Genomic DNA, 18,368 nt, shown 5'->3' with positions numbered 1-18,368 from the left:
GACGCTGCCGCTCGTCGAGGTGCGGCAGAATCGCCTCGAACTTGGCTGCCAGCACGGCCCGTTGCTCATCCAACCCGCTCCTGCCAGACCAACGAACCACCGAACGGAAAGCCACGAGTTAAAGATCTGCACGCCCTAACAGCCCCCAGTAGGCGTTTTGTGCCATGCGGAGTCGCTCGGTGACCATGGGTCTGACTACCCGGATCTCTGCGAGCCCCGCGCCACGGCGCCGTCGCGCCCAGAGGTGGAGATGGCCCGGAAGCGCTGGCCAGCTTCGAGCAGCATCCCTTCGGACGGGGACTACCTCCTGCCCCTGGACGAGGGTGATCCACCCTCGTCCAGGGGCACGGTCCGCCAACAGAGGCTCAGTGCGCGGCGCGGCGGGCCAGCGCCCCGCGAGAGCGGGTCACCAGCGCGGCCAGCAGGGCGGCGCCGAGGGGCACGACCACCAGGAGGGCGGCGAGCGTCTCCCAGGGGACGACGATCGGCACGTACGGCGAGGCGTCACCGGCGCCGACCAAGCCGTTGGCGAGATTCTCCTGGTAGAAGCGCATCTGCTCGCGCTCCTCGGTGAGCCGCAGCCCGAACGCGGGCAGGACACCGGCCGCCGAGCCGAGGACCACACCCATCGCGGCGACCACACCGCACTGGAAGCCGCTGAGCATGCGGCGCACCCGGGGCGGGGCTCCGACCGCTGCGAGCGTCTTGAGATCGGCCTCCGCGTCGGCCTGGGCGAGACCGGTGGCGATGCCGGCCGCACCGATGGTGACCAGGCCGGCGAAGACGGTCAGCGCGAGCAGGACGAGCCTGTTCTCGTCGACCCAGCCCTGCTCCACGGTCAGCTCGACGTTGCTGCCGAGCTTGGCGATCTCGGCGTCGAGCTTCTGCCGTTCCTCGGTGCTGGGCATCCGGTCGGTGCTGAAGAAGGCACCGAGGGGGACAGTGGTCAGTCCGGCGGCCTTGGCGGCGGCGGGGCTGAGCACGCTCTCCACTCCGTAGGAGTCGGGCGAGCCGGGCACCTGGTAGGCGGGGAAGGACTTCAGCTCGCCCGGGACCGGCTTGTTCTGCTCGACGGCGCGGTTGGCGGCCTTCGGGTCGGTGATCAGCTTGATGCCGACGGTGCCGTTCCTGTCGACCTGGGGCTTGTGGAAGCTGAGGAGCTTTCCGTCGGCGAGGGCCTTGGCCGCGCCCGGGTCGTCGATGCCGAGGACCTTCAGGAGCGGGGCGTCGGCGATGAGGAGACGGCCCTCGACGTAGATGCCGTTGCCGTCGGGCAAGAGGCAGCGCCAGTCGTTGGTGAGGGCGCGCCGCTGCTCCTTGGTGTACTTCTCCGCCGGGTCGGAGCCGTCGGGGGAGATGGCCCACAGCGGGCACTTGTTGGCCGGCGGGGTGACGACCTCGAAGCGGCCGCAGCCTTCGCCCTCGCCATGCGGGTCGCAGCCGGGCTTTCCGACGGCGATCCGGAACACGTCGGCGCGGACGTCGACGGGCAGCGTCCGCTGCACGGCGTCGCGGACCTCGGGGACGTCCCGGCCGCCCTCCTCGGTGACGAGTGCGGCGACGGCCCCGGACGGCAGGCTGGCCCGGTACTCGGCCAGACTCTGGGCGTCGCGGCTCGCGGCGTACGTCGAGACGGCGACGGTGCCCGCGACGGCGGCCAGGACGGCGGCGACAGCGGGTGCCGTACGGCCCCGGTTGCGGACGGCGTCCCGCAGGGCGAGGCGCGGCGAGAGCGGCAGCCAGCGGCTGGCCCGGCCGAACAGGCCGACCAGCGCGGGCGTCATGGCGACCACACCCAGCTCGGCGACGGCCGAGCCACCCGCGACCAGCACGAACTGGTCGGAGACGACAGAGCCGTACAGGGCGATGGCCGCGCCGAGCAGGACAGCGCCGAAGCCGATCAGCGGCAGCACGCGGTTGCTGCGGCGCACGCCGCGACGGCCGGTGAGGGAGGCCAGGACGGTCTGCCGGGAGGCGGTGACGGCCGGGATGATCGCGGCGAGCAGGCCGGTGAGGACGGCGAGCGCGGCGATGGCGAGAAGTTCCAGCGGCCTGACGGTGAAGCCGCCGAACCGCTGTCCCATGTAGTCCTCAAGGAGGGGCCGGAGGGCGAAGGTCAGGATCAGGGCGAGGACAATGCCGACCAGGGCCGCCGCGACGCCGATGACCACGCCGCCGCTCAGCACGATGGCCCGGATGTGGCTGCGGGCACCGCCGTTGGCGCCGACCAGGCCAAGCTGGCGGCGGGAACGACGGGCGCCGACGGCGAAGGCGGGGCCGGCGAGCAGGCAGATCTCCAGCATCGCCAGGCCGACGACCGTGCCCACGGCGGCGAGCGCGGCGGCGTCCGCGGCCCCCCTGCTCTCGTAGTTGGTCCAGTCTTCCTTCTGGTAGAGCGGCACGTTGGAGTCGGCGGGCGGGTCGAGGGCCACGACGCGCGAGGTGACCACGACACCCTTGGCGTTGATCGCCTGGACCGTGTTCCACGTAAAGCCACCGGCCTTCTTCACCAGGTAGGTGGTGGAGATGTCGGGCTTCGGCAGTCCGGCCTTCTCGACCGCCTTGGCGTACGGCGCGAGGAAGGCCCCCGGCAGGGCGTTGACCTGCTGTGTCGGGAGGTCGCTGGGCAGCTCGTACGAGCCGCTGATCACATAGGTGCGGTCGAAGCCGCGGGCGGTGAGGGTGGAGCCGACGGACAGCCCGCTGCTCTCCAGGAACCGGGTGGTCGCGGCGATCTCGTCGTTTTTCTCGGGGAAGCGGCCCTCCTGCAGCCGCATGATGCCCCGGGCGACGGGATCGGCGGCGGCCAGCTCACGGACCTCGGTCTGGAGCAGACCGTGAGTGGTGGTCAGTTTGGCGGTACCGCTGCTGTCGGTCAGCACCGTCGAACCGGCCGGGATGGCCTTGGTGACATCGGTCGGGCCGTCGGGCCAGGACTTGCCCGGCGAGTTGTAGTCCCCGGCCGGGGTGTGCTGCTCGCCCTCGGGGTCCTGCAGGATGGCTACGCCGGCCGTTCGGGCGTCGGAGAAGCGAGCGTCGGCGGCACCCAGGGTGCGCTCCATCCGCTGCGCGGGGGTGAGTTCGGCGCTGCGCAGGGTCAGGTCCAGGGCGCTCACGCCCAGGATCGGCAGCGCGATCATGGCGAGGACGAGGAAGCTGCGGCCCTTGGAGCGCCAGGCGTCACGGCGGGCGATGCGGACCGCGGCCCGCCAGGAGTGGAACCAGGTCGTCACCGCTGGGCCGCCCGGTCGGTCAGGAGCGAGTCGGCGTCGCTGCGTATGGTCTGGTCGACGACGGCGCCGTCCCGCAGGAAGACGACCCGGTCGGCCCAGGCGGCGAACCGCGGCTCGTGGGTGACCATGATGCCGGCGGCTCCGGCGTCGCAGCGGGAGCGCAGCAGGGCCAGCACGGACTCGCCGGTCGCGGAGTCGAGGGCTCCGGTGGGCTCGTCTGCGAGGACGAGCCGACGGTCGCCGACGAGGGCGCGGGCGATGGCCACGCGCTGCTGCTGGCCGCCGGACATCTCGTCGGGGAACCGGTCGGCGAGTTGGCTGAGGTCCATCTCGGCGAGGGCGGCGAGGGCCTCGGTGCGGGCCTTGCGGGCCGATATGCCGTCCAGTTCGCGGGGGAGGGCCACGTTCTCGGCGGCGGTGAGGGCCGGGATGAGGTTGTAGTCCTGAAAGACGTAGCCGATGCTGCGGCGGCGCAGGGCTGCGAGCCCCTTGATGCCGAGGGCGGTGATGTCGGTGCCCTCCACGAAAACCTGCCCGGAGGTGGGGTTGTCGAGGCCGCCGGCGATGGTGAGCAGGGTGGACTTGCCGGAGCCCGACGGGCCCATGACGGCGACGAGTTCACCGGGGTGGACGTCGAGGTCGATGCCGCGCAGGGCGTGCACCTCGGTGGCGCCGGAGCCGTGGACGCGGGTCAGGTTCTGCAGACGCAGCACTGGATGCTGTTGTGTGAACATGGTTCCTCCGTAAGTTGTTGGATGGCCCGGGAGGGCCGGGTGTGGCTTATGGTTTCTTGCCCTCAGTGGCTTCCGAGGAGTGGCCGCCCGGCTCTCCGGGGCGCCCTGGCTGCTGATTGAGATGTGCGCGCTTCGTGCGGTCGCTGATTACGGAGATGACAGCGGGGTGTTCCTCGGGCCGACGGCAAGCCGTGCGGAACGAGGAGTGGTCGCCGCGAGCGCGCTGGAAGCCGCCCAGGTCCAGCAGACAGCGCTGCCCGGCGAGGACGTCGCGGCCCAGATCGTCGCCGACCTGGCCGCCCTGGACGACCGGCTGAAGCGGATCGACAAGCAGATCCGCGAGACGTTCCGCGGCCATCCCCAGGCCGAGATCATCGAGTCCCTGCCCGGCATGGGACCGGTCCTCGGTGCCGAGTTCGTCGTCGCGGCCGGCGACCTGTCGGCCTATGCCGACTCCGGCCACCTGGCGTCGGCGGCCGGGCTGGTGCCCGTCCCGCGTGACTCCGGCCGCCGCACCGGCAACCTTCACCGCCCCAAGCGTTACAGCCGCCGCCTGCGACGCGTCTTCTACCTGTCCGCGCAGACCAGCATCATCCGCGAGGGACCGAACCGGGACTTCTACCTCAAGAAGCGCGGTGAGGGCTGCAAGCACGTCCAGGCTGTCATCGCCCTGGCCCGCCGACGAGCGAGCGTGTTGTGGGCGCTGCTGCGTGACGGACGGATATTCACCTCCGCCCCGCCGGTCACGCACGCGGCTTGACTTCGTCATTAAGACTCCTCGGGCGTACGCCGGCGAACGGCCGGACGTCGGTGCGACGGACGGTCGTTGGCAGCGCCGTGCGTACGGGATGGGTCTGGTCGGGTGATTCGGAGTCTTCATGTGGGTCGGGTGAACCCGGTGGACTTGGTCGGCCCTGTGGTTCCGGTTGTTCGGGTGCTCAGGGCCGGTCGTGAAGGGCGGACGTCACGGGCGGTGGCGCGCGGCCTCCTCTGCCCCGGCCCCCATCCCCGCCGCTCCCGCTGCCGCCCCCGGCGAGGCCGGCTCCGGCCCCGCCGCCGGGGTGGTCGACGAGAGACGGATCAGCCGGGACTCGCAGTGGTCGAGCCAGCGCGCCTCGGCCTCGGTCTGGAAGATCAGCTGCTCCAGGACGAGGAGCCAGGCGATGTCGTCCCGCTCCCCGACCCCGTTCTTCTCCACGGCGGTGAGGGCCTGCGCCTTCAGCCGGGTGTAGTCCTGCATGGCCTTCACGCTGTGCCGGCGCTGTGACTGGATGACGTCACGGATGTCGACCCCGGGCGCCCCGACGGCCATGGCCAGCTTGATGGCCAGCTCGTCACGGGCCGGGCTGGTGCGGTCGACGGGGTGCTCGAACCAGCTGCGAAGTTCGACGCGACCGCTGTCGGTGATCGCGTAGAGCGAGTGGCCGGCCTGGTCCTCGCCGTCCTGCACGACCATGCCGTCGCGTTCAAGCCGGCTGAGCGTCGTGTAGACCTGACCCACGTTGAGTGGCCAGGTGGAGCCGGTGCGGGACTCGAACTCCGTACGGAGCTGTGAGCCGTAGCGCGGGCCGCGTTCGAGGAGGGCGAGAAGCCCGTGGCGAATGGACATACTGAGTATGTATACCGAGTAAGTCCGCGTAGGCAAGCGTCCTGAGGTGGACGCCGGAGGTCCGACTCAAGGGGGACCCGGGCCGTCGCGAGCCTCTCAGCGGCGGTGCATCCGCACCCCGGGGAAGCCGATGCCGAGGCCCACCAGCGCCGGCCCCGCGCCCAGTGTGAACACGGGAATCCGCCGGTCGGAGAGGTCGAGGGGGCCTCGGTGGCGGTCCGGTGAGCGGCCGCCGGCAGCTCCGCAGGCGAGCTCTCGGCGGGCCGGGGCGTCCGTCTCGGGTACCACCTCGACCCCCTCGTCCGGCTCCTCTGCGGGCTCCTTCTCTGTTGCCATTTTGGTACGAGCGGGCTCCACCGATCTCGTGGAGAACGGCGAGCCGGAGGGGTCGGCCGGTCGGCCGGGCCGCTCCCGGCCCTCCCCTGCCGACCGCCCCGCGGAGGAGGCGGAGTCGCTGGCCGCGGGCGCGTCGCGCGGCCCCGGCGGCTCGGGAACCGCCGGACGGGCGGGTCCGGCGGATCTGGAGGAGGGCGACGCCGACGGGGCGGACGGGCGATCGGGCGGGGTGGGTGCGGCCGTCGTGGCCGCCGAACCGTTCAGAGCGGGGCGTGAGCGGGCGGTACGGCGGAGGCCGTCGCCGTGGCCGGGCACGAGGGGGCCTGCGGCGCGGGACGGACGGGATGGTGGGCGGCCCGGAGGGTCTGCGGAAAGGGAGTTCTCCTCAACGGCCGACGACGTCGCCAACGACCTTCTCTCGCTCCCTTGGTGGGCCCCACCGTTGCCTGGACGGGTGTGCCCACCGGTGCACCGAGGGTTGCACCGCCCTCATTCCGGCGGCGCTGATTCCACCAGGTCATCCGGCATGGGCAAGCCCTTCTCGGGCACCGACACCTCGCACGACTAAGAGGGCGTTTATGCAGGTCAAGGCTGTTATGCGGCTTACATGAGCATCCCATTTCGATACAGTTCGCCTTTTAGATGCCGAATATCCCAGGAACGGACGCGAGCCTGGGTGCCCGTCTCATCCGCTTCTGGGCTTGGAAACCCGTCTGACGTGGAGACGCGGCAGAATCTCCCGCTCTTCCGCGGGGCAGAGCCTTCCGCCTCGGTCGTGATCAGGCTTTGCCGTGAGCGAGCGCAAGCCGTACCCCAGCGACCTGTCTGACGCCCGATGGGCCCTGATCGAGCCGACGTTGACGGCCTGGCGGAACGCCCGGCTCGAACGCCGACCCACCGGAAAGCCGGCCCAAGTCGGTCGAGGGTTTGCGGGGCCAGGGGCTGTTGGCGAGTGGCGCATCCCTGCGAAGTCGTCGCTGTTTCGGGCCCGTCAGCGGCTGGGATCGGAGCCGCTGCGGGTGCTGTTTGCCACGACCGCAACAGCGATGGGCACCGAGGTCACACCAGGGTGTTTCTGGCGGGGGCTGCGGCTGCTGGCAGTGGACGGCACCTGCTGGGACGTGGCCGACAGCCCAGCGAACGAGGATGCCTTCGGCCGTCCCGGTAACGGCCGCGGCCACGACAAGTCCAGCTTTCCCCAGGTGCGGATGGCCTGTCTGATCGAGGTGGGCACCCACCTCGTGCTGGATGCAGAGCTGGCCGGCTGCCGCACCGGCGAAGTCACTCTGGTCAGCCGCCTGCCCCGCTCCTGCCAGCGCGGCCAACTGGTCCTGGCGGACCGGGAGTTCCTCGGTGTGCCGTTGTGGCGGGCCTTCACCGACAGCGGTGCCGATCTGCTGTGGCGGGTGCCCGATCCCGCACACCGTGATCCGGTCACGGTGCGGGTGGTGGCCTACCAACTGAACGGCACCAGCCATGAAGGCGAGGACTACCGGCTGGTGACCAGCCTGCTCGATGCCCGCCGTTATCCCGCCCGCCAGCTGGCCGCGCTCTACCAGGAACGCTGGGAAGCCGAGGCCGTCTTCGCCGAGCTCAAGACCCATCAGCGCGGCGCCCGCATTGTGCTCACCAGCAAGGCGCCCGACTAAATCCTGCACCCGGTTCTCCAGTGGCAGTGACCAGGGCCGCCCGGGGCGGGACACACCCCCTTCTTCTCGACGCAGCCCCCTGACCAACGCTCCGAAGGACCGAGGGGACAGTCCCGTGAACGGAGCTATCCAAGACGGATCGGACGCCGTGATCACACCAGCCACACCAAGATCGTCCCACTCGTGACCAGCGGTTACGGGACAGCCTTTAGGACCCTGGTAACCGCCTCGCGCATGGCAGGCATCACGCCGGCCGGGTTCTCGCCCGCGATCAGTTGCGCCGCACGGAAGCAGCCCACGCCGACCTCCGCGGCGGTGCGGGCCACGTCGGGATCCGTGCCGCAGTCACACAGAACATCGGTCAGAGCGTCGGCGATCCGGTCCAGCTTTCTTGCCGCGCGGTCGCGTAGCTCCGGATTGTCGGCGAGCAGACGCGACCGCAGCGCCCACAGCGCGGGGTCGCCGAACATCAAGCCGCCGATCGACTCGGCGATCTTCCACAGTTGCCAGATCGCGTCCGGCACTTCGGTTGCCGTCTCCTGCTCTCGGGGCGCGGCTCGTATGGCTGCGAGCAGAACCTCCTCATCGGCGAAGAGAACTTCCTGCTTGTCGCCGAAATAGCGAAAGAACGTCGTCCGGCCGACCTCAGCGCGTTCGGCGATGTCGGCCACTGACACGGCCACGAAGCCGCGCTCGGCGAACAGCGCCCAGGCCGCGTCGACGATCCGCTGCCGAGCGCGCCGCTGCTTCCGCTCGCGCAACGAGAGGCTTTCCATGCGCCCATCCTAGCCCGACAGGTCACAGTACGATATGGTACTCGGTACCACTTGGTATTCAATCCCTGGAGTTATTGTGCCCACCCTTGTCATGACTGGCGCGTCTCGGGGGCTCGGCCGACAAGCCGCCGAGCTGATGTTGCGCGACGACCCTGATCTTCGACTGGTTGTGATCGCCCGCGGTGAGACGCTCAGCCATCCGCGGGTCACCACGATCCGGGGCGACCTGGCCTCGTTGGCCCAGGTGCGGGCCGCCGCTGCGCAGGTCAAGGAGCAGGTCGACGGCTACGTGGGCAACGCCGCTCTGCAACTCAAGGACAGTCGAAGCGCAACGGCGGACGGCTATGAGCTGTCCTTCGGGGTCAACGTACTGGCACATTTCGCGCTAATCCGCGCGCTTACGTTCAAGCCGGGCGCTCGCATCGTGATCACCGGCAGTGACGCCCATTTTGGCACCTTGCGGTACACATTCGGCCTGGTGCCGGCTCCGCGCTGGACCAGCCCGGCTGTCATGGCCCGGCCAGCAGACGTGAACGGCCGCGTTGCCTATTCGACCAGCAAGCTCGGCGTCGTTTACCTGGTCCACGAGTTGGCCCGTCGTATGCCCGATGTCGACGTCTACACATTCAACCCAGCGTTCACACCCGGCACTGATCTGGTTCGGGCCGACAAACTCGGCAACTGGCTTTACCACCACATCTTCCCTCACATCCCGGGCGCCAACACCGCAGAGCGCGCCGGGGCCCAACTCGCCACTGTGGCCACCGGGCCAAGGCCTGCGCCGTCCGGCGCCTACATCGACCGGGACAAAGTCACGCCCAGCGCGCCAGAGTCCTACGATCAGGAACGCGAGCGCGAACTCTGGACGGTACTGGAATCCATGACGGCGACCGACGGCACTCCCGACTCAGGCACACGCTGATCTCTTAAACCCTGCATGGAACTCAATGTCGTTCGGGAGGGTCCTGGATCAAGGTGTCCGCCCCCGTACCCGAGGAGTGCTGGGAATCACCACAGTGCAGATGTCGCTGCACGCAATGCCCCTCACTCGCGTTCCTAATGATGAGCTCGGAAACAACCGTACGCCCGTCCCCACCGTCGCATACGCTTCCACAGCACAGCGGCATCGAAGGAGAGCCATTAATGTTGGAAATCGATTTGCGCTCCTGGTACATGCGCTATGGCGCAGCACTCAACGCTTATGACTTCGACAGCATGCACGAGTTCATTAGTGACCAAGTGTTGCTCAACGGCGAAGCTGCAACCCGGCATGACGTCGTCACCGTCATGAGGCAGACCGTCGACGCCGTTCCGGATATTCACTGGGATCTTAAGGAACTGCTGATCGACCGCGACCGCATCGCGGTACGCGCAATTAACACCGGAACTCCGGCAAAGGAATGGCTCGGCGTCCCCCCTTCGGGAGCCTCCTTCGAGATCGTCGAATATGCCATTTATCAGATCAAAGATGGCCATTTCATCCACATGACTAACCTGCACGATACAGCCGAAATGCTCCGGCAGCTGACCGCCTGACGGCAGGGCTTCTAGAGTCAATGCCGTTGTTTTAGCTGCGGGCGTACGCTGCTGCGTAGTGCTTCCCGGGGGTGGTGCGGATGTCGGCGAGTTATCGGGGCTGGGGCTGCTGACCTGGGTGTATCGGCCTGGGTTGGTAGATCGTGTAGTGGCCGCATGTGGTCGTGGCGAGCAGCGCAGACGTCTGTTGCCGGCCAGGCTGGTGGTGTATTTCGTGCTCGCTCTTCCCCTGTTCTCGCCGGCGCCGTACCTGGATGTGATGCGGCATCTTGGTCGAGGGTTTGCGGGGCCAGGGGCTGTTGGACGAGTGGCGCATCCCTGCGAAGTCGTCGCTGTTTCCCGCCCGTCAGCGGCTGGGATCGGAGCCGCTGCGGGTGCTGTTTGCCACGACTGCGAAACCGATGGGCACCGAGGTCACACCAGGGTGTTTCTGGCGGGGGCTGCGGCTGCTGGCAGTGGACGGCACCTGCTGGGACGTGGCCGACAGCCCAGCGAACGAGGCTGCCTTCGGCCGTCCCGGAAACGGCCGCGGCCACTCGTCACCGTGAGGACCGATTCCACATCCCACCGGCGTCCAGAAGCCCCGAACTCGATGAACTCCGGGTCCAGGAGCTCCAGGACCCGGGCCGGGACAGCTCGCACCTCAGGATCGAGAAGCCGGATCTTTCCATCGATGGCAGCCTGCACGGCCTGCTCACACTCATCATCCGCCATGCCGGAACCTTACGAACACGGCACCCCCTGCAACAGCGAATTGTTCAGGCAACGCCACGGCAGCTCGGTGGCGCCGTCCAAACTCGTGAACATCTCCGGACTGGATGATCGCCAACTGCCTCCGGAACCCGTGCACAAGTGCTGTCGCCCGACGGGTTCTGGCTCGCATTCCGTGATGCGCGCACGCCGAGTGACGGCTGACGCTCCGATCAGGCCCCGGGAAGTTGCCTGAAAATGACCTGGGCCGATCTTGGTGTGGCCGACAGTGCAGTGTCGTGGAAGAGACGTCGCCCCGTCTGGAGGACCTGCTGTTACCGTCAATCGCGGACGTGTCGGTGCTGTCGCTGGACGTGAGCCACGAGGCGATACGCATCGACGTCTGCAGTACGGCGGCCGGGGCGGCATGCCCGGACTGCGGGAGCGGGTCGACCCGGGTGCACAGCTCTTACCTGCGGTTTCCTGCGGATATGCCCAGTGGGGGACGTCTCGTGGTCCTCCGACTGCGAGTCCGGCGGTTCTTCTGTCCGCAGACTTCGTGTGCTCAGCGGACGTTCGCTGAGCAGATGCCGGGACTGACCCTGCGGCACAGCAGGTGGACGGAGCGGTTGCGGTCGACTCTCGCCGCAGTGGGTCTCGCCCTCGCCGGCCGAGCCGGCGCCCGGATGGCACGGGCCTTCGGGGTGTCCATCAGCCGCAGCGCGGTGCTGCGGCTGCTCGATGCATTGCCCGAACCTGAAGTCCCGGCTCCGCGGGCGGTTGGTGTTGATGAGTACGCCACACGCAAAGGACGGGTCTACTGCACGGTGCTCGTCGACGTTGAGACCCGTCGACCGGTGGATCTGCTGCCTGACCGGGAAGCGTCCAGCCTGGCCGCATGGCTGGAGAAGCGCCCCGGGATCGAGATCGTCTGCCGGGACCGCGCCCCGTTCTTCGCGGAAGGCGCCACAGCCGGAGCACCCCAGGCGACGCAGGTCGCCGACCGCTGGCACTTGTGGCACAACCTCGGCCAGGCCGCCGAGCGGGCTGTCGCCCGCCACCGCCAGTGCCATCGCGTCCTGGTCCCCGATCGCGGGGCGAAAGCCGACGAACCGGCGCCGCCCGAGGAGAAGGAGGACTCGCTATGGCGGAGCGAGCGGTTCGCCAACCGCGTCCGGGCCCGGCACGCCACGGTCCACGCGCTGCTGGAACCCGGCCACAGCCGCCGCCCCCAGAAGGCGCGAGAAGGAGGCACGTCTCTGGGGGGTGACCATCGAATGCCCCACCCACGCCCCGCCAGTCTGCGCCGAACGGGCGAACCATCCCTCGGCCAGCCTTCTGCCGGCATCCCGCCGGATCTGGGCCATTCCCGAGGCCCGGACTGGACGCTGGCGGCGCTGCCCCACCGACCTGCTCCCGCCGGCGCCGGATCACCACGTGCCCAGCGGCCGGGCCCCGGCAGATCCCCTGGGCGGGCCCGGCCGCTTAAGGCTGGCGGTGCATCCGGGGGAAGCGCCCTTGTCGGCGGTGGGGTGGCCGCAGCCGGAGGCGCGGGTGCGAACCTCACTGCTGGCGGAGACGTGTTCGGGGGGTTACCCGGGAGGCGTGAGGTTGGGATAGCTGCTCTTTGTGTCGCCCGTGGCCTTGTGCTCGGTCTGGGTGTCCCGCAGGCCGCCGGGCTTGTAGGTCCAGCTGGTCCAGTACGGGGCGGGGCCGCCGAGGCCGGTCGCCGAGCGGGCGGTGGCGCAGTCATTGGAGGACGGGGTCCAGGCCTCGGTCAGGCGGCGGTAGCCGTCATAGGTAAAGCACTGGGTGTCCGTGCCGTTAGCTTTGTGAGTGACCGACTTGACATTGCCGGTGGCGTCGTAGACGTAGTCGACGTCGCTGGTGTAGCCGGTGTTGGTCTGGTCGACGGTGTGGGTGTTGGCGAGGCGGCGGGTGCCGTCCTCGTACTGGTTGAGGATCTGGAGCTGCTTGGCGCCGGTGGAGGTGCCGAGGCGGGTCTCCTCGATCTCGCCGTAGGGCGAGTAGCCGATGTTCTGGACGTAGTCCGTCATGCCGTCGGTGCCGGTCAGCATGCCGAGGCCGTTGTAGCTGTTGGTGACGGTTTCGGCGGGCAGGCCGGCCACGGCGGGCATTGAGGTGGACTGGACGGTGCCGTCGAGGTTGTACGTCGTCGATGTGGTGAACGTCTGCGGGGCGCCGGCGACGACGAGGGGGTCGGTGGCGGCGATGACGGTCTTGGTGCCCTTAGGGCGGCCGAGTGCGTCGTAGCCGGTGACGACCTGGGAGTAGATCTTGCCGGTGCTGCCGCCGACGTAGCGGATCGAGGCCGTCGGCTGTCCCTTGGACAGGGTGTCGTGGGTGAACTTGGTCAGGCGGTGGGCAGCGTCCTCGACTCCGTCCCAGGTGCCCGTCTTGCGGCCCAGCTCGTCGTAGTCGGTGATCAGGGTGCGCGAGGCTCCCTTGAGGGTGGTGGTGGCCGTCAGCGGCTGGTCGGCGTCGTTGTAGGTGGTTTCGGTCTTGCCCTTGTCCGGGTCGGTCGCGGTGGTCTGACGGCCGCGCAGGTCATAGCCGTACGTCCACACCGAGCCGTCAGGGCCCGTCATCTTCTTTAGCCGGCCGCCGGGCGTGTACTCGAACAGGGTGCGCGTGTAGTCGCTGCTGTTTCGTCTGCTGAACGATCTGCAAATGGGTCGCCACCCCGCTGCGCCGGTCGATCCGGAAATCGACCAGCTACTGGCGACGCCTGAACTCATTCCGATAGGAGCCCTGAGAGCAGCGGGCCGGGGCATGCGTCACGGCAGGCAGGGCTCCCTGGGCGGACCGGCGGATCCAGTCCTATGAGCACCGGCCCGAGCGGGCGTAGAGAATGACCCGAAGTCCGTGGGCATTGCGTGTGGTGCATGCCGTGAAGTGCTTTTTGAGGTAAGCCCGCTTCACGCGCCCCTGCTCCGAGTTGTCGGTGGTGCGGTAGTGGGTGTCGATCACCAGGATGATCCGGTTGGTGTCCGCCATCCGCGGTGGGATGCGCCAGGCGGGCAGCTCGATGCCGTTCAGGGTGCCGGAGGAGACCGGGTCCTGGTCCAACGCGAGGTCTTTCAGCCCGCGGTAGTCGCCGGGGTGGGACTGCTTCGACTCGCGGCGGCCGCTCGGCATGAACAGCACTCCGTCGCCTGGTTCGGCCAGCTCGCGCACGGCGCGGGCGGCACCGGCGGGGTCGTCAAGGTGGACCTCAGGGGTGCGCAGCGGCAGCCAGAAGGGCACCAGCGCGGCCACTGCCGTCGCGCCGAGCACGATGGTCTCGCCGACCGCGGAGGGACCGCGGCGGACGGCACGGCGCGCCACCGCGTCCACTGCCGCACCGAGGGTGAGGGCGAGCGCGGTCTGGGAGTACAGCGTGTACCGCGGCGCGTACAGCGGGAAGCACACCGAGACCGCTATCAGCGTGAGCGAGGGCAGGACCAGCAAAGGCAGCGCGAACGTCGGCAGCTGGATCCGGCCGAACGCCGGAGCGGGCCCGCCGGCGCAGACGGCTCCGAGGACCGCTATGCCGCCGAAGAGGAGAACCTGGGACATGCTCGGCTGCTCGATCCAGGAGACCTGGGCGTCCTGCTGCTGGCTGATCACTGCCAGCGGCAGCATCGGCAGGACGGCGCAGCACGCGGCGCGCGCCCAGGACCAGCACAGCGCCCGCGGCATCCGGGCCGCGAAGAGCGTGACGCCGTGCGCGGCCACCGCGAGCACCGCGAACTCGTGCAGGACGCAGGCGAGCCCCGACACAGCCGCGTACAGCGTCCAGCGCACCGCGCCGGGGCGCCGCACCGCGCGCAGCAGCAGGTGACCGGACCAGGCGACGAGCGCGCAGACCAGCGCGTACGAGCGGCCGTCCTGCGCGTACATCTGGACTGCCGGGAGCAGCGGGAAGCACAACCCCGCCGCCAGGCCGACCTGCGGCCCGGCCAGCGCCCGGCCGGTCAGCCCGACGGCGGACGCCGCCAGTGCCATCGCGAGCAGGGAGGGCAGCCGCAGTGCGAGCAGTCCGCCGTCCCAGACGGCGAACAGGGCGTGCATGAGCAGGTAGTACAGGCCGTGCACGGCGTCGACGTTGCCGAGCATGTGCCACAGGTCGGGCAGGCTGCGGTGCGCGACCTGGACCGTCGTGGACTCGTCGCGTCCCATGCTGCCCTGGCGTTGGATGCCCCACAGGCCGAGGGCGAGCATCAGGGCCGCCGGAGCCAGCCCTACCGTGCGGCGGCCGGTCAAGCGCTGCCATCGCGCGGTGCCGGAGCCCGAGGCGGCTTCGGAAACGGAAGCGGCCGCAGCGGGTTCAGTGGCGGAGGAAGGGGGCATGGCAAAGCGCACTCCGTTCGGAAAAGTGTGTAAGGGTGGGTCAGAGGTGCTCGGCTGGTCGAGTCAGGCCCGTCTGTGGATCCACCACAGGCAGAAGGCGGCCGCGGCCGCGGCGACGGCCAGGCAGATCCCGGCCTCGATCCGCTGAAGGGCACGGACATCGGAACGGACATCGGCGACAGGGCCTTTCAGCAGTGGCGAGGACGCTCCGTCAGCGTGCCGGGACCTCGTTGACCCGATGCTGATCCGACCTGACCGGCCGATCAGGAAGGCGGCCCGGCGCTGTGCAAGGCTGCACCCCATGCGGATTCTGGTGGTGGAAGACGAGCTCGACCTGGCCCACACCCTGCGCACCGGTCTGACCGCCGAGGGCTACAGCGTCGACCTCGCCCACGACGGCCGGCAGGGGCTGTGGATGGCCCGGACCGGCGAGTACGCCCTGGTCGTACTGGACTTGATGCTGCCCGGACTCAACGGCTACAAGGTCTGCGCCCAGTTGCGCCGGGAGGGCAACGCGACCCCCATCCTCGTGCTCACCGCCAAGGACGGGGAGTGGGACCAGGCAGAGGCCCTGGACACAGGGGCCGACGACTACCTGGCCAAGCCCTTCTCCTACATGGTGCTCGTCGCACGGCTGCGGGCCCTGGTCAGACGAGCCGCCACGGTCACACCACCCGTCCTCGCCGTGGGCGACCTCTCCCTGGACGTGGCCGCCCGGGTCTGCCGCCGCGGCGGTACCCGGGTGGAGCTCACCCCGAGGGAGTTCGCCGTCCTGGAACTGCTGGCCCGCCGGGCGGGCCAGGCGGTCTCCAAAGGGGACCTCCTGTACCACGCCTGGCCCGACGAGGCCATGGACCCCAACCTGGTGGAGGCGCGCGTCAGCGCACTGCGCAAGAAGGTCGACGCGGCCTTCCACCGGCAGTCCCTGCAGACCGTGCGGGGTACCGGCTACCGATTGGTGGACGACCGTGAACGCGACTGAGCCGCGACGCCGCTGGTCGCCAACCGTGAAGGTGACCGGGCCGCGACGCCGCTGGTGGCCGCGTTCGGTACGAGCCCGCACGGCCCTGGCCGCCGCATCGGCCGCCGCCGTCATCCTGGCCGGCATCGGCTGGTGGGTACACCACGACGTCTACCGCCAGAGCACACAGATCACCCAAGGGCAGACGGAGCAACAGTTCCTCGCTCTCGTCGATCAGCTGGAGAAGGGTGCGGTTCCCGCTCGCCGAAGCACCGTGCCGTACGAGATCGTCGCGACCGGCCGACGCGCCGCCGTCGCCTACGGCGGAGGCATGGAGGAGTTCGATCCCGGCACCCGCCATGTGCTGCCCGCCCCACCGAAGGCCGAGTTGCCCGCCCCATCGGACGAGGGGCCCGGCTGGGGCTATACGACCCGTCCCGTGCGCCTGCCGGCGCGCCCCGACTTCATACCCGGGGACCGGTTCGGCAAGGACGGCGGAACCTACCAGGTCATGTACGACGATGTCAGGGCCGACGAGCTGAGCGGCGACACACTCGCCGCCCTGGGTGTCGCCGCCGACGCCCAACTGCGGGTCTATGTGGTGGTGCTCCCGCACGCAGCCGAGGACATCGCCGGGACCATCACCGAGGCCACCGACCGCCTGCTGCTGCGGGCCGGGCTCGTCAGCTTCGTACTGATCGCCGCCGTCGCCTACTTCGCCGTCCGTATCGCGCTGCGGCCGGTCGAAGCCATCCGCGTCCTCACCGCCTCGGTCACCGCGAACGACCCCCGCGAACGCGTCACCGTCCCCGATACGCGGGACGAGATCGCCGCCCTGGCCACCACGATCAACACCACCCTCCAGCGCCTCGACGACGCCGCCGCCCGGCAGCGTCGCTTCGTCGCGGACGCCGCCCACGAACTGCGCAGCCCCCTGACCACGCTGCTCGCCAGCCTGGAAGTCGCGCTCGCCTACCCGGAACGCACCGACTGGCCCGCCGCGGCCACCACCGCCGCACGGCAGACCCGCCGCCTCCAAGCCCTCGCCGAGGACCTGCTGCTCCTCGCCCGCCTCGACGCCCGCACCCCCGCAGCCGGCCCCGACCCCGTCGACCTGACAGCCCTCGCCTCCCGACTGACCGAGCAATACCCCCTCACCGAACGGCCGTTGACCCTCACCTGCGACAGCACCGCCCCCGCATACGTACACGGAAACCCCGACGAATACGAACGACTGCTGCGCAACCTCATCGACAACGCCGCCCGCCACGCCACACACCGCATCCAGATCACCGTCCGGAACCAGGACGACCGGGTCGACCTCAGGGTGCACGACGACGGACCAGGCGTACCCCCCGAAGACGCCGAGCGCATCTTCGAACGCTTCGTCCGCCTCGACGACGCCCGCTCCCGCGACCACGGCGGCACCGGCCTAGGCCTCGCCATCGCCCGCGACCTGGCCCACCGCCACCAAGGCACCCTCACCCTCACCCCCCAAACCCTCGGAGCATGCTTCCAACTACGCCTCCCCCAAGCCCCCACCCCAGCCGAAAAATGACGCGCCTCACCGCGGCAGCCCTCCGGAACCGGAAGATCACCAGCTGACCGCGCCCACCGCCGCTGTCGCAGAAACGGCTACTACCGGGCCGTCCACCGGGCGACGTCCCGCCATTGAAGATCCTCGCGCAAGGCACGCCTCCGCCAGGGACAGCAGCGCCGGCAGGTGCCGTTCCATGACCAGGGCGTTGGGGCAGGCGAAGCAACCTCGTCAAAGGCGTGCACCAGATCATCAAGTACGCCCACGACTACGGCCAGCACACCGCCTACCTCGTCATCTACAACATCACCGACAAGCTCCTCGAACTGCCCACCGACGGCACCCCCGACGCCTGGCCCCCGTACACCGAACTCACCGGAGTCCGCGTCTACTTCATCCACGTCCGCGTAGCCCCGCCCACCACCACCGCCAGCAAAGCCGGCAAAGCCACCCGCGTCACCCTTACCCGAGACGACCTCACCAACCCCGACACCACCTGACCCGCCCCGCCAAGTAGCAGCCCACCGAAACTGCACCACGACCGATCAACCTGCACACATCCGCGTATGCGCAGGTCAGACAGACACCACCCCGCCCAGCTCCACACCCCGCGAGCCCCCAGGGCATCGCGAACATCACCCACAGGAACTGAGAAACCCCAGTTCACAGCCACAGCAACCACTAGCCGCTCGGTGCGATCATGCTGTCCACCGACAGAACGGGGAGGGCGTATGGCCGGCCTGACAGTGACGGTGTGTCTGCCGTCCGGGGTCGCGGATGATATCGAGGGGGCGCTCGCCGCCGCTCTCGCGCCGTTCGACCAGAACGGTGACAACCCCCCGGGCCGCGGCATGTGGGATTCACGCCGCATCCTCGGTGGCAGCAACGGTCGGGGATTCGCGGTCGTCCGCGGATACGAGGACGATCCCAGGCTCGTCCACGACGAGCCCCGAT

Annotated in this window: 13 protein-coding genes and 6 pseudogenes; 9 read left to right on the top strand and 10 right to left on the bottom strand. The window is 69.4% G+C overall.

The genetic code is table 11. The annotated features are described in order from the left end of the window. Nucleotides 1-365: 365 nt before the first annotated feature. A complete protein-coding gene (locus tag M2163_RS00510) occupies nucleotides 366-3,233 on the bottom strand; it encodes an ABC transporter permease (protein ID WP_280855053.1) in 2,868 nt (955 codons plus the stop codon). Next, nucleotides 3,230-3,967, bottom strand: a complete 738-nt coding sequence (locus M2163_RS00505) for an ABC transporter ATP-binding protein (protein ID WP_280855054.1) — start codon at nucleotides 3,965-3,967, stop codon at nucleotides 3,230-3,232. The genes M2163_RS00510 and M2163_RS00505 overlap by 4 nt, the downstream gene beginning before the upstream one ends. Before the next feature lie 253 nt (nucleotides 3,968-4,220). Here M2163_RS00505 and M2163_RS00500 point away from each other — a divergent pair. After that, a pseudogene (locus tag M2163_RS00500) lies at nucleotides 4,221-4,727 on the top strand (transposase); the annotation flags it as partial. 204 nt (nucleotides 4,728-4,931) lie between these two features. Here M2163_RS00500 and M2163_RS00495 read toward each other — a convergent pair. Together M2163_RS00495 and M2163_RS00490 are read right to left on the bottom strand one after the other, a co-directional pair. Then, a complete protein-coding gene (locus M2163_RS00495; protein WP_280855055.1) occupies nucleotides 4,932-5,576 on the bottom strand; it encodes a PadR family transcriptional regulator in 645 nt (214 codons plus the stop codon). A 96-nt stretch (nucleotides 5,577-5,672) separates the two neighbouring features. Then, complete coding sequence (locus tag M2163_RS00490; protein ID WP_280855056.1) at nucleotides 5,673-5,912, bottom strand: hypothetical protein; 240 nt, start codon at nucleotides 5,910-5,912, stop codon at nucleotides 5,673-5,675. A gap of 791 nt (nucleotides 5,913-6,703) precedes the next feature. Between M2163_RS00490 and M2163_RS00485 the strand changes: the two are divergent. Then, a pseudogene (locus tag M2163_RS00485) lies at nucleotides 6,704-6,829 on the top strand (IS5/IS1182 family transposase); the annotation flags it as partial. 42 nt (nucleotides 6,830-6,871) lie between these two features. Continuing rightward, nucleotides 6,872-7,561 carry an IS4 family transposase gene (locus M2163_RS00480; protein WP_280855165.1) on the top strand — a complete coding sequence of 230 codons (690 nt, stop codon included), beginning with the start codon at nucleotides 6,872-6,874 and terminating at the stop codon, nucleotides 7,559-7,561. A gap of 9 nt (nucleotides 7,562-7,570) precedes the next feature. On the opposite strand, the pseudogene M2163_RS00475 reads toward M2163_RS00480, so the two are convergent. Further along, nucleotides 7,571-7,726: pseudogene (locus M2163_RS00475) on the bottom strand (IS5/IS1182 family transposase); the annotation flags it as partial. Between the two features lie 29 nt (nucleotides 7,727-7,755). Next, entirely contained in the window at nucleotides 7,756-8,337 is a 582-nt protein-coding gene (locus M2163_RS00470) for a TetR/AcrR family transcriptional regulator (RefSeq protein WP_280892850.1), read from the bottom strand. Nucleotides 8,338-8,413: 76 nt separating this feature from the next. Between M2163_RS00470 and M2163_RS00465 the strand changes: the two genes are divergently transcribed. Both M2163_RS00465 and M2163_RS00460 read left to right on the top strand, forming a co-directional pair. Continuing rightward, the gene (locus tag M2163_RS00465) at nucleotides 8,414-9,259 is read left to right on the top strand and encodes an SDR family NAD(P)-dependent oxidoreductase (RefSeq protein WP_280892849.1); all 846 of its coding nucleotides are present in this window, start codon (nucleotides 8,414-8,416) and stop codon (nucleotides 9,257-9,259) included. A gap of 221 nt (nucleotides 9,260-9,480) precedes the next feature. Next, nucleotides 9,481-9,873 carry an ester cyclase gene (locus tag M2163_RS00460; RefSeq protein WP_280855060.1) on the top strand — a complete coding sequence of 131 codons (393 nt, stop codon included), beginning with the start codon at nucleotides 9,481-9,483 and terminating at the stop codon, nucleotides 9,871-9,873. A 531-nt stretch (nucleotides 9,874-10,404) separates the two neighbouring features. Here the strand turns inward: M2163_RS00460 and M2163_RS00455 are convergent. Continuing rightward, nucleotides 10,405-10,587 (bottom strand): annotated as a pseudogene (locus tag M2163_RS00455) (DUF4440 domain-containing protein); the annotation flags it as partial. Nucleotides 10,588-10,862: 275 nt separating this feature from the next. Between M2163_RS00455 and M2163_RS46535 the strand changes: the two are divergent. Next, nucleotides 10,863-12,704, top strand: coding sequence for an ISL3 family transposase (locus tag M2163_RS46535; protein WP_348541526.1), 1,842 nt, complete (start codon nucleotides 10,863-10,865; stop codon nucleotides 12,702-12,704). A gap of 381 nt (nucleotides 12,705-13,085) precedes the next feature. Here the strand turns inward: M2163_RS46535 and M2163_RS46530 are convergent. The 3 genes and pseudogenes from M2163_RS46530 to M2163_RS00435 form a co-directional block, all read right to left on the bottom strand. Next, nucleotides 13,086-13,208: pseudogene (locus M2163_RS46530) on the bottom strand (RHS repeat domain-containing protein); the annotation flags it as partial. Nucleotides 13,209-13,227: 19 nt separating this feature from the next. Further along, nucleotides 13,228-13,299 (bottom strand): annotated as a pseudogene (locus M2163_RS00440) (GntR family transcriptional regulator); the annotation flags it as partial. A 105-nt stretch (nucleotides 13,300-13,404) separates the two neighbouring features. Next, on the bottom strand, nucleotides 13,405-14,829 hold the full coding sequence (locus M2163_RS00435; protein ID WP_280855062.1) for a glycosyltransferase family 39 protein: 1,425 nt from the start codon (nucleotides 14,827-14,829) through the stop codon (nucleotides 13,405-13,407). A gap of 388 nt (nucleotides 14,830-15,217) precedes the next feature. Between M2163_RS00435 and M2163_RS00430 the strand changes: the two genes are divergently transcribed. The 3 genes from M2163_RS00430 to M2163_RS00420 all read left to right on the top strand — a co-directional run bounded on the left by M2163_RS00430 (nucleotide 15,218) and on the right by M2163_RS00420 (nucleotide 17,914). Further along, entirely contained in the window at nucleotides 15,218-15,898 is a 681-nt protein-coding gene (locus M2163_RS00430; protein WP_280855063.1) for a response regulator transcription factor, read from the top strand. A gap of 25 nt (nucleotides 15,899-15,923) precedes the next feature. After that, nucleotides 15,924-17,435: a HAMP domain-containing sensor histidine kinase gene (locus M2163_RS00425; protein WP_280855167.1), complete on the top strand. Its 1,512-nt coding sequence runs from the start codon at nucleotides 15,924-15,926 to the stop codon at nucleotides 17,433-17,435. A gap of 218 nt (nucleotides 17,436-17,653) precedes the next feature. Further along, nucleotides 17,654-17,914, top strand: a complete 261-nt coding sequence (locus M2163_RS00420) for a hypothetical protein (protein ID WP_280855064.1) — start codon at nucleotides 17,654-17,656, stop codon at nucleotides 17,912-17,914. Nucleotides 17,915-18,368 lie beyond the last annotated feature (454 nt).

Source organism: Streptomyces sp. SAI-135 (assembly GCF_029893805.1).
In the GTDB taxonomy this organism is placed as follows: domain Bacteria; phylum Actinomycetota; class Actinomycetes; order Streptomycetales; family Streptomycetaceae; genus Streptomyces.
This window is presented reverse-complemented; position numbering and strand designations above follow the sequence as displayed.